Origin of the sequence: Empedobacter sp. GD03861 (assembly GCF_029840885.1) — a bacterium.
In the GTDB taxonomy this organism is placed as follows: Bacteria; Bacteroidota; Bacteroidia; order Flavobacteriales; family Weeksellaceae; genus Empedobacter; species Empedobacter falsenii_B.
The window spans coordinates 1-12,282 of record NZ_JAOCDJ010000052.1; the positions used below are offsets into that span (position 1 = coordinate 1).

A 12,282-nucleotide genomic window follows, 5' to 3' on the forward strand; every position below is an offset into this window, starting at 1 on the left:
TAATATATATTTAATATACTAGGCAGTTTAAGGCAGATTGTGTAAATTTGCCCAAATTTATTTTAAGTCATATATAAATAATGGAAATCGCATCTAAATATACGCCAACGGAAGTTGAAGGAAAATGGTATGAATACTGGATGGAGAAGAAGTATTTTAAATCTACTCCAGATGAAAGAAAAGCTTACACAATCGTCATTCCACCACCAAATGTAACAGGTGTCTTGCACATGGGACATATGTTAAATAATACGATTCAGGACGTTTTAATTCGTCGTGCGCGTATGCGTGGATTTAACGCTTGTTGGGTACCAGGTACAGACCATGCTTCAATTGCTACTGAAGCGAAAGTTGTTGCGAAGTTAAAAGAGGAAGGTGTTTCTAAATTTGATATCGGTCGTGAAGAATTTTTAAATCACGCTTGGGATTGGACGCATAAACATGGTGGAATTATTTTAGACCAATTAAAAAAGTTAGGAGCTTCTTGCGATTGGGATCGTACGAAATTTACGATGGATCCAGATTTATCTGAATCTGTTCAACGTGTTTTTGTTGATTTATATAACAAAGGATTAATTTACCGTGGATACCGTATGGTAAATTGGGATCCGGAAGCAAAGACAAATATTTCTGACGAAGAAGTTATTCATGTTGATAAAAATGGAAAATTATATCATTTAAAATATCAAGTTGACGGAACTGATCAATATATTGTTGTGGCGACAACTCGTCCTGAAACAATTTTTGGTGACTCTGCAGTTTGTATCAATCCAAATGACGAGCGATATGAATGGTTGAAAGGAAAACAAGTTATTGTTCCAATCGTTGGTCGTAAAGTAAATATTATCGAAGACGAATATGTTGACATCGAATTTGGTACAGGATGTCTTAAAGTTACGCCTGCACACGATGTGAACGATTACGAATTAGGTAAAAAACATAATTTAGATTTTATTGATATTTTTACGGATGATGCGAAATTAAATGATTTAGGATTAAATTATGCTGGATTAGATCGTTTCAAAGCGCGTAAAGAAATCGAGAAAGAATTAGAAGAAAAAGGTTTACTTGAAAAAGTAGAAAATTATAATAATAAAGTTGGTACATCTGAAAGAACAGGAGCGGTGATTGAGCCTAAAATTTCAAATCAATGGTTCTTGAAAATGACAGATTTAGCTAAACCAGCTTTAGAAAATGTAATGAATGATACGATTAAATTTCATCCTGCGAAATTTAAAAATACATATCGTAATTGGATGGAAAATGTAACAGATTGGAACATTTCTCGTCAATTATGGTGGGGACACCAAATTCCTGCATTTTTCTATGGTGATGGAAACGAAGATTTCGTTGTTGCTCTAACAAAAGAAGAAGCTTTACCATTAGCACAGGAAAAAACAGGAAATGTTACATTAACAATCGAAGATTTACGTCAAGACGAAGATGCGTTAGATACTTGGTTTTCTTCTTGGTTATGGCCAATTTCTGTTTTCAACGGAATCAATGAGCCAGAAAATGAAGAAATCAATTATTATTATCCAACACAAGATTTAGTAACTGGTCCAGATATTATTTTCTTTTGGGTTGCGCGTATGATTGTGGCTGGATATGAGTATCGTAACGAATTACCTTTCGAAAATGTATATTTCACAGGAATTGTTCGTGATAAACAAGGTCGTAAAATGTCAAAATCGTTAGGGAATTCACCAGATCCAATCGAATTGATGAACGAATATGGTGCAGATGCTACGCGTATGGGAATGTTGCTAACAGCGCCTGCTGGGAACGATTTACCTTTCGATGTTGATTTGTGTCTACAAGGACGTAATTTTGCGAATAAAATTTGGAATGCTTTCCGTCTAATAAAAGGTTGGGAAGTGAAAGAAGATTTAGAACAAACTTCTGCTCAAACAAAAGCGGTTGAATGGTTCGAAAATAAATTCCAACAAGCATTAGCAGATATCGAACATAATTACGATCAATATCGTTTATCTGATTCATTGATGGTAATTTATAAATTGATTTGGGATGATTTCTGTTCTTGGTACTTAGAAGCAATTAAACCTACTTTTGGTGAGCCAATTGATGCAAAAACTTATGCAGCAACAATTTCTTATTTAGAAAATGTATTGAAAGTTTTACATCCATTTATGCCTTTCTTAACAGAAGAAATTTGGCATTTAATTGCTGAAAGAACAGAAAACGAAGCCTTAATTATTTCTAAATATCCTGAAGTAACATCTTTCAATGAAGAGATTATCAAGAATTTTGAAAATACAAAAGAAGCAACAACTGCTATTCGTGGATTACGTTCAGAAAAAGGAATGTCACCAAAAGAAGCATTAGAAGTTTTTGCTGATGCTCAAGCTGCGAATGAAATTTATGTAGATGTGTTCTCTAAATTAGGAAATGTTTCTAATTTCAATACAGGTGATAAACCAGAAAAAGGTTTTGCTTTCCGTGTTGGTACGTTAGAATTTATGGTTCCGATGTCTGATAATATCGATATTGAAGCTGAGCGTGAGAAATTACAAAAAGAGTTGGATTACAACCAAGGTTTCTTAAACTCGGTTCGTAAAAAATTATCAAACGAAAAGTTTGTTGCTGGTGCACCAGAACAAGTGATTAATGCAGAACGTAAAAAAGAGGCTGATGCATTATCTAAAATTGCTCAAATTGAAGAGCAGTTACAAGCTTTGTAATTTTAATTTAATTTTTAAAATATATGAAAAACCACTCCAAATTTTGGAGTGGTTTTTTTATTGATTTTTTTCGATTAACTTTAATAAAGCCTCAAAAAAGTATAAATGTCAAGCGAATTAAATTACAAAAAGAAAAAGTTGTATTCTGATTTTTTAAACCAAGAAAGAAATATTTTTGTTTGGATACCAGAGCGTTTTATAAATGAAAGTTTGCCTGTTTTGTATTTATTAGATGGCGGAATTAATGAAAAATTTAAGCAAATATCAAAACTAATTGATGAGTTAATTATATCAAATCATATTCAACCATTGATGATTGTAGGAATTGAAAATATTAATCGAAATTTAGATTTTACAAGAAATACATACATTGCAAAAGATAAAAAATGGGTTCCAGAATATGGAAATGCAGAATATTTTGAGAAATTTATTGTATTAGAATTACTTCCTTATATTTCGAAAAATTACTATACAAATAATTCGAAAACTATTGTTGGTGAGTCTTTAGGCGGATTATTGGTAATGGATATATTGTTTTATTTTTCGCATTATTTTGATTCTTATATCGCAATTGATCCTTCGCTTTGGTGGAATAACCACGAATTGTTTGATTCTTATTTTGAAAAATTTGATTTTAATCTATTAGAAAATAAAAAGATTTGGATTTCAAGTTCTAAAACTATTTCAATTTCAAAGTTTACAGATCAATTTGTAGAAAAATTACGCGAAAAAGATAACTTGAAATCAAATTGGAATTATTTACATGATCCTTCGCAAAATCATTTTACAATTTTCAATTCTTCAATAAAATCAGCGTTAATATGGACGTTTAAGTAATATTTTTTGAATGATTCATATTACTTCAATAGGTTTCTCCAACAAGTTTGTCTAAATTTGCAAACCTTTTTAAAAAGAATTAATGCAGTATTTAGAACTACTTTTAATCGGAATTTTCACAGCTTTTATTGGATCATCCATTCCTGGATTGTTGAATATGACGGTGGTGAAAATTGGGAAACAAGCAGGAACTAAAAGTGCATATACTTTTATGTCTGGAACAGCGGTTACGATTGCAATTCAGGTTTATTTGGCAATTTTTCTGGCAAAATTTATTGATTTTAATGAAGAAGTTACGAAGATTTTTAGGGAAATTGGATTAGCTGTTTTTGTAATTATTACGATTTATTTTCTCTTTTTTGCAAAGAAACAAGATCAAAAAAAGAAGAATAAAAAGCTAAAACAACAAGGTGATGTAGAACAAAAAAATAAATTCATCTATGGGTTATTGTTATCTGCCATAAATGTTTTTCCAATACCTTTTTATGTATTTTTAAGCGCAACGTTGATTTCGTATAATGTTAATGTTTTTGGACAACCAAATAGCTCAGTTTTTGCTTTAGGAGTTGTTGTTGGTTCGATGATTATTTTTGGTCTGTATCTGAAATTTTTTAATTCAAAATCAGAAGAAGATTCGTTTATTTTAAAGAATATCAACTATGTAATAGGAGGAGTGACGAGTGTGATTTCTTTGTTAACGATTTATCAACTTTTTCAATAAAAATTTAATTCAAATTTTGCTTTGGATGCGAGTATTTAAGCAAATATTCCATCACTTCATCGCATTCTTTTCCTTCTAAAATATAACTCAAAATATCTTCGATTAATTCATCAATAATTTGAGGATTAAATTCAAATTTTTTAGCTAAATCAATACAAATTGCTTTTTCATTTTGATGAATATTCAAATCCACAACCATTAATAAAACAGCGTCATACAACAAAGAAAGTCGATCAGTAAAGGTTTTTGGCAACGTAAAATCAAACTTCGTGTTTTCGTTCAGAATATAACTTACATCTTTAGCAGAAAGCTCATGAAATTTGGCAATATCAGAGATAATTTGAATCTCTTTTTCATTCAAATTACCATCACTTTTACCAATAATAAATAAATTTTTGATGTGATTTAATTTGTCAATCAAAGTAAGATTATTTTTCATTTGTTGCTTTTTGGGATTAAAAATACTCAAAATAGTGGTAAATTAACGTTCAAAATTTTTCATGTGCCAGATTTTAAAACGAAAATAGATGAGATTTATGATAAGCAATGTAAGAATAAAGCAAATATTCGTCATCTTACTGTTTATTAGCGAAAAATATATTTAGAAAGAGTTTTTCATATATGAAACCGATTTTAAAAGTCAATTGGTTTTTATCACCTTCAAAATTTATCAATTATCCCTATAATTCTACAACTCAAAAGGTAATTGATTTTTTGATGAAATATTTTTAAATCTCGGTTCAACGATTTAATTTTATATTTGTTTTATACAACAATCAACGTTATTTTTGTAGTTAAATCTTATAGAATTGTTATCAAAAAAGACAAAATACGGACTAAAAGCAATGGCTCATTTGGCCAGACAAGAAAGTAACAAACCAGTTTTAATCGGACAAATTTCTGAAACAGAAGTTATTCCGAAAAAATTCTTGGAGGCTATTTTATTGGATTTAAAAAAGTTAGGCTTTGTCAATTCGAAACAAGGAAAAGGTGGTGGATATTATTTGGCACGTGATGCGAAAGATATTAGTTTAGCATCTTTGATTCGTGTTTTAGAAGGACCAATCGCGCTTTTACCTTGTGTAAGTAAAAATTACTACGAAAAATGTGATGATTGCCCTAACGAAGGCATTTGTACATTGAATAAGGTGATGGTTGAATTGAGAGATTCGACTTTAGAAATTCTTGAAAATAAATCTTTAGAAAGTTTAAAATAAATCTTTAGCCTGAGTTTTTCAGGCTTTTTTATTGTAAAATTTTATAAGAATGAAGAAAAAAAGTATAACTCTTTTTCGAGAATTCTTCCTAATTTCGAACATTTGTATTTCATGAAAAATAGATCTATACAACAAGAGTTTAAAGAACTTTTAGTACAACGTTCTTTTTCTACGCATCGTTATTTATTGGCGATTAGTGGAGGGATTGATAGTATGGTTTTGTTAGATTTATTCCGTCAAACAGCTGCAAATTTTCAGGTGGCACATTGTAATTTTCAGTTGCGTGAAGAAGACGCAAATGGCGATGAATTGTTTGTGAGAGAATATTGTGGAAAATATAATATACCGTTTCATTCGACTCGTTTTGATGTTGTGGCTTATCAGAAAGTAGGAAATTATTCGGTAGAAATGGCTTGCCGAAATTTGCGTTATGAGTGGTTTGAGCAAGTTCAACAACAAAATCGTTTGGATGTTTTGGTGACAGCTCATCATTTGGATGATAATATTGAAACTTTTTTGATTAATCTTTCTCGTGGAACAGGTTTGAAAGGTTTGGTTGGAATGCAAATTGATAATGGAAAAATCTTTCGTCCACTTTTAAATTTTACAAAAAATGATTTGTTGGAATATGCAAAATCAAATGAAATAAATTGGCGAGAAGATTATACGAATGCGACGGATGATTATACTAGAAATAAGATTCGTCATCACATTACACCAATTCTAAAAGAGCTTCATCCGCAATTTGATGAGAATTTTTTGTCAAGTTTAAATCATATCAATGATAATTATCAAATTGTACAAAATAAAGTTGGAGAAGTTAGAAGTGATTTATTCTCAGGAGATAATCCGATTGAAATTGAAATTTCAGCATTAAAAAAACTTCAACCATTAGAAACATTTTTACATTATTTGTTCGAAAAATATGGATTTTCGTCGAGCAAAGAAATTTTAAAATTTTTGGATGCAGAAACGGGAAGTGAAATAAAATCAGCAACTTATCGATTAATTAAAAATCGAGAAAATTTGTTGTTGCAAAAAATAGAAGAAGAAAATGAAGATGAATTAACGATTTTTGATGAGTTAATTGAAATCAATTCGTTAAATTTGAAGTTCGTGAAATCGATAAATCCACACGAAAACGCTACTGAAATAGTAGACTTTACATCAATTTTATTTCCGCTTAAACTTAGAAAAGTGAAAGAGGGAGATTTCTTTTATCCAATTGGAATGAAAGGTCAAAAAAAATTGTTGAGTAAGTTTATGAAAGATTTGAAACTTTCTAAGTTAGAAAAAGAGAAGGTTTGGTTGCTTTGTGACCAAAAAGATCAAATTATTTGGGTGGTAAATCATCGTTTGGATGAACGTTTCAAAACGACAGAAACAAGTAAAAACTTTTTAAACATTACAGTATGTTAAAGAAACTTTGGATACTTTTTTTGTTTCCAATTTTAGTCAACGCACAGTTATTTAGTCCTGCAAAATGGTCGAGTTCGGTGAAGGAGGTTGGACAGAATGAGTTTGAAATCGAGGTAACAGGAAAAATTGATAAAGGTTGGCACCTTTATTCAATGAAACATCCTGATGGAGGAATTGGAATTCCAGCAAGTGCATCATTTAAACCAGCTGCAAATGCAAAATTAGTTGGAGGTGCGCGAGAAGTAGGAAAACGTATAGATAAATACAGCCAAATTTTTGAACAAGATGAAAAATATTACGAAAATCAAGTAAAATTTGTTCAAAAAGTAAAAGTTTCGGGTGATAAACCTGTAAATGTATCATACACAATCGAATTTCAGATGTGTGATGCTGAACGTTGTTTGCCACCAGATGAAACAAGCGGAACAATAAAATTAACGCCGTCTGCAAAAGTTGAAGAAACGAAAGAAGAGGCGAAGCCAGCAGATGCTACAGAAGCAAAAGATACAGTAGCAGTAACTGAAATTACGCAGGATTCTGTTCAAGAAGATTCTACAGCAGTTGTTGCGGCAACACAAGATACAATCAAAAAAGTTGATGATTCTTTATTAGCAGATAACGAAAAGAAAGATAATGGTTTATTGAAAATCTTTTCTTTAGGATTTTTAGGAGGATTGGCAGCGCTATTAATGCCTTGTATTTTCCCAATGATTCCTTTGACAGTAAGTATGTTTACAAAACAAAGTAAATCGAAAGGAGAAGGAGTTGGAAAAGCCTTTATTTATGGATTATCAATCATTGTTATTTATGTTGCATTAGGTTTATTGGCGACAGTTATTTTTGGACCATCTGTTCTAAATGAAATGTCAACAAATCCGTGGGTAAATTTAACGTTTTTTGCTATTTTTATTGTATTTGCAATTTCATTCTTTGGTGCTTTTGAATTAACATTACCAAGTAAATGGGTAAATGCAGCTGATAAAGGTGCTGATAAAGGCGGATTAATTGGGATCTTCTTTATGGCATTCACATTAGCATTAGTATCATTCTCTTGTACAGGACCAATTATTGGTTCGTTATTAGTTCAAGCGACGCAAGGAGGAAACTATTATTCATTAATCGTAGGAATGTTTGGCTTCTCTTTAGCATTAGCGATTCCATTTACATTGTTTGCGATGTTCCCTGGTTGGTTAAATTCAATGCCAAAATCTGGTGGATGGTTAAATACAATCAAAGTTTCTTTAGGATTTATTGAATTAGCTTTTGCCTTGAAGTTCTTATCAAACGCAGATTTAGTTTGGCAAATGAATTGGTTACCAAGAGAAATTTTCTTAGCATTTTGGATTGCAATTTTTATCTTCTTAGGATTATATCTTTTAGGTAAATTTAGATTAGAATTAGACTCACCTGTGCAAACAATTGGTGTTCCGAGAATGTTATTTGCATTGGTTTCGATATCATTTGCGATTTACATGATTCCAGGTTTATGGGGTGGACCATTAAAACTATTAAGTGGTTTAACACCTCCAATGACCTATTCTGAAGCGCCACGAGGTTTCCACGAAGGTGTAGGAGGTGGACAAGCAACAGCTAAATTTGATGATCCAAATATGGTTGCTGGACCTCATGGAATTCCTGCATTCAAAGATTTTGATCAAGCAGCAGCTTACGCAACGAAAGTTGGAAAACCAATGTTGTTAGATTTCACAGGGCATGCGTGTGCAAATTGCCGTAAAGTTGAAGAACGTGTTTGGAGCGATGAGCGTGTGAAGAAAATTTTGGCTGAAGATGTTGTTTTAGTTTCGTTATATGTTGACGAAGCAAAAGAATTACCAGAAGATCAAAAAGTATTTTCGAAAGCGTTAGATCGTAATTTGAAAACAGTTGGTAACAAATGGACTTCTTTCGAGATTGAACATTTCAATGCAAATGCTCAACCTTATTATATTTTGGTTGATAAAGATTTGAATCGTTTTTCTAAACCTTTAGAAGCTGAACTTGATGTAGAAGTTTACCTAAAATGGTTACAAGATGGAATCGCGAAGTATAAAGCGAAATAATTATCTTTTATATAGTAGTAAAAACTCCCGCATTTGCGGGAGTTTTTTGTTTATGAATTATACGTGTTAAACTATTCTTTAATAATCTTTTTCGTGTAATTTGAAGTTTCATTTTTCAATGTAACAATATAGATACCTTTTGGTAATGATTTGAATTTTGAATTGATAGTTTTATTCAATTCATCTATATTTCCAATCGAATTTGTGATGACTTTTCCATTGATGTCAATTACACTTAAATTGTATTGTCCTTTTGAATTGTTAAGTGTAATCTTAATGTTTGAGTCATTTTTGATTGGATTTGGAACAATATTAAAATCCGTAGATTTGATACTTTCGTTAGTAGATAAATTAGTTGGATAAACTAGTATTTTAGCGCCATCGAAACCAACAGCATATACTTTTTTAGCATTGACTGGGAAATCTACAAATGTATTTTTAAACGTAACATCTCCTGTACCTAAAACAGAAACAGAAATTAATTCGTCTTCTTCATTGTAAGTTTCGTAAGCAACAGCATTTGCCCATTTTGCAGTTTCAACAGTTAAAAACGTTCCGTTCGTATTTGTTACAATACTAGCACCTTCACCTGTTTTCCCAGAAAGTTTTAATTTGTCTTTGTAAATATTTACATTAAATGAGTTTAAGTAATGCATTACTGGAGAAACTGGTTTTGGATAATTTTTGGATTTGATATACGATTTTGCTTCATCAATCATTTCTTGCGTGACAATGATAGTAACTTTTCCGTAGTCATCAATTTCTTTAGTAACAGGAGTAAAGAATCCGATATTTGTAAAGAAGTCAGTTAAGTCCTCTTGTACAGCATCTGCTAAATCTTTAGCGAAATTTAGATTATTTTGACCCATTGTTATTTTAGAAGAATCTCTATTTCTTGCTTGTTCAGCAGTATAAGCAAACCAATGTGCGTAATCAATACCAGTTGAAGGTGAAACAGTAGTATTTTTTAACTCGTCTGACATATCATTATCAAAAGCTAAAGTTGGTGCACCTTTAGCAGCTCCAGCTAATTGATAATACAAACTTAATTGCCAAAATGGAACTAATTTTCTGAAATGAGGATCATCATCAATATCATTAAAACTTTTTTTGTCGATTAATGTATGTTTGATAAATTCACCATATCTGTTTCCTGATACTTTAGGATAATTAGTAGCATCTCCTGTTTCCGATTCAACTCTTAGATAATTAATACTTCCATTTTGTTTTATTAGATTATAAGTAGCCCAAACTGAATAAATATTATTTGTAACTTCTGTAGTTCCAGTCCATTTTAAATCTGGTCTAATTTGGTTAACATGTCCCAATTCATGAGCTATACCCCAAACATCTAATCCTGTTGGAGAAGCTGAGTTTGCAGCACCCCAAGTTAAATCTAAATGTGCTCCAGTTCCGCCAGCAAACCAACCACCTTTATTCTCTGTGTAAACTAATTGTTTTGTATTGAAGTCTTTATTGTATTTGAAGAATCCCATCAATTCTCGTTCAGATTTTGTGATAGCATCGTATTTATCTATTAATGCTTGAGGAGAATTAACATTATATAATTTTACAGGAGTTTTATCAATAATAAGGTGTGTGTAATATCCTACAATATCTACTTTAGAATATACATTATTTTCTACTATTTCTTTCCATTTTTCAGTTGTTGTAGAGTAGGTATTATAAACACCATTTACGATACCTGATACTACATTTAATTTTATATTTGGTAGATTATTAGAATCAGAATAATAAGAAATATATCCTAATCCATTATTTTTCATTTCAATAGCATTTATTCCATTTGATAAAGGGTAAGAGATATCAGTTACATTTGCTTCGTTAGCAGAATCTCTAACACGTAAATATACACTTTCACCAGAAGGAATACCACTTACAAACATAACGCTAGTTGTTTTTTCCGAAAAAACTATTCCTGTTGGATTTTCGTAAGCATTGTAATTTCCAATTTTGTATTCTTTATTGATAGAAGCTATTGTTTTATATGCTTTATGTTCGTTAACACGATCTATTTTTTTGTATTTATTATCTAATAGGCATTGTGCTAAAGATTTAACAAAAGGAGATGTAGTAATTCCATTAATTGTTTGTTGATTTACGCCTGAATTTAATTCTGAGAATAAATCATCTTTAAAAATTGTTGAATACTTTTTCTGATCAAACTTGTTTGAATTTTTTTGATAAAATTCCATCTCGGCAACACTTGCAAAATTTCCTTTGCCATCTAAAATTTCTAATTTGATAGAAGAAGGTTTTATCTGTGATGGAAAAGATATATTTCTTACATCATTTGTTTGCGCAAAATCTTGTGTAGAAATTTCAATATAAGTAGGATCAGCTATAGTATTGTAACTAACTTTTACTTTTCCTAATAAACCATTTACTCCACCATCATTTCTTGGATAATAGATCAGATAATCTAATGGTGTGTTTCCATCAAAAGCATAAATTAATGAAATAGGGAAAGTTTTTTCAGTAGAATTGTAGTTAGAATGATAAAGCGTATTGTAATCTCCATCAAATGATTGCTCTATGTTTTCTCCTGTTTGAAAACTTGATGCTGACGAACCTGCAACTAATGGAGAAACTTTCATATCCTTATAGTTTGAGAACTCATTTGTTTGTATTACACACTCTGAAGCTATTGGAGTAATTTGATCAGACGAGTAAAACTCAACTTCCGCAGCACTCGAGAAATTTCCTAGAACAGCATTCACTTTTATTCTAATGACTGCTGGATTGATAATTTCTTTATCAAAATCAAATTTTTTAGATGTAGAATCTCCAGCCCATGTTATAGCACTCGTAGTCGCTGTTTTGAAATTTGTTGGATCATCTTTAGTTGAATATAAAATTTCAACATTTGTCCAAATTCCATTAGTACCTGTTTGCCTTGGAAAATAGGCAAGGGATTTTATAGATTTAACTTGACTGTTGAAACTAAAATCTAATTGATCTGGGATTCCATTTTGATTCCATTTAGAATGGTACATTGTCGTTAATATACCATCTGCGCTAAAAGTAGCTTCATTACCACTTTGTGCCTCTTGTTTAGAAGTAACACTAGAAACGGGCATTTTGTATTCCTGCGCAAAAGAATCTATACCAAGTAAAATCATACTTAGTAGGAAGTAATTTTTTTTCATAAATAATTTGTGTTAATTGATATTTTGTTGTTTAGACAAGTTAATTAATACATTTTATTTATAATCAGCTAGGAACCAATTTGAAAAAAAAATAAGGAAATGTTAAGAAATAAAGAATCCCTTTCTTTAATAATACAATTAAGAAAGAGATTCTAA

General features: G+C 30.9%; 8 protein-coding genes. 6 read left to right on the forward strand and 2 right to left on the reverse strand.

Annotated elements, in window-relative coordinates; genetic code table 11:
• The first annotated feature begins 80 nt into the window (after window positions 1-80).
• The 3 genes from N5D03_RS13840 to N5D03_RS13850 all read left to right on the forward strand — a co-directional run bounded on the left by N5D03_RS13840 (window position 81) and on the right by N5D03_RS13850 (window position 4,260).
• The gene (locus N5D03_RS13840) at window positions 81-2,702 is read left to right on the forward strand and encodes a valine--tRNA ligase (RefSeq protein WP_221854433.1); all 2,622 of its coding nucleotides are present in this window, start codon (window positions 81-83) and stop codon (window positions 2,700-2,702) included.
• 105 nt (window positions 2,703-2,807) lie between these two features.
• On the forward strand, window positions 2,808-3,539 hold the full coding sequence (locus N5D03_RS13845) for an alpha/beta hydrolase-fold protein (RefSeq protein ID WP_280051986.1): 732 nt from the start codon (window positions 2,808-2,810) through the stop codon (window positions 3,537-3,539).
• An 82-nt stretch (window positions 3,540-3,621) separates the two neighbouring features.
• Window positions 3,622-4,260 carry a LysE family transporter gene (locus N5D03_RS13850; protein WP_280051988.1) on the forward strand — a complete coding sequence of 213 codons (639 nt, stop codon included), beginning with the start codon at window positions 3,622-3,624 and terminating at the stop codon, window positions 4,258-4,260.
• 4 nt (window positions 4,261-4,264) lie between these two features.
• Here N5D03_RS13850 and N5D03_RS13855 read toward each other — a convergent pair whose 3' ends face one another.
• A complete protein-coding gene (locus N5D03_RS13855) occupies window positions 4,265-4,699 on the reverse strand; it encodes a hypothetical protein (protein WP_221854436.1) in 435 nt (144 codons plus the stop codon).
• 370 nt (window positions 4,700-5,069) lie between these two features.
• Between N5D03_RS13855 and N5D03_RS13860 the strand changes: the two genes are divergently transcribed.
• From N5D03_RS13860 to N5D03_RS13870, 3 genes are all read left to right on the forward strand, one after another.
• Window positions 5,070-5,477, forward strand: a complete 408-nt coding sequence (locus N5D03_RS13860) for an Rrf2 family transcriptional regulator (protein WP_219035236.1) — start codon at window positions 5,070-5,072, stop codon at window positions 5,475-5,477.
• Window positions 5,478-5,588: 111 nt separating this feature from the next.
• Window positions 5,589-6,896: a tRNA lysidine(34) synthetase TilS gene (gene tilS / locus N5D03_RS13865; protein WP_280051989.1), complete on the forward strand. Its 1,308-nt coding sequence runs from the start codon at window positions 5,589-5,591 to the stop codon at window positions 6,894-6,896.
• A complete protein-coding gene (locus tag N5D03_RS13870) occupies window positions 6,890-8,956 on the forward strand; it encodes a cytochrome c biogenesis protein CcdA (protein WP_219035234.1) in 2,067 nt (688 codons plus the stop codon). The genes tilS and N5D03_RS13870 overlap by 7 nt, the downstream gene beginning before the upstream one ends.
• 71 nt (window positions 8,957-9,027) lie before the next feature.
• Here N5D03_RS13870 and N5D03_RS13875 read toward each other — a convergent pair whose 3' ends face one another.
• Window positions 9,028-12,126: a M60 family metallopeptidase gene (locus N5D03_RS13875; RefSeq protein WP_280051990.1), complete on the reverse strand. Its 3,099-nt coding sequence runs from the start codon at window positions 12,124-12,126 to the stop codon at window positions 9,028-9,030.
• Window positions 12,127-12,282 lie beyond the last annotated feature (156 nt).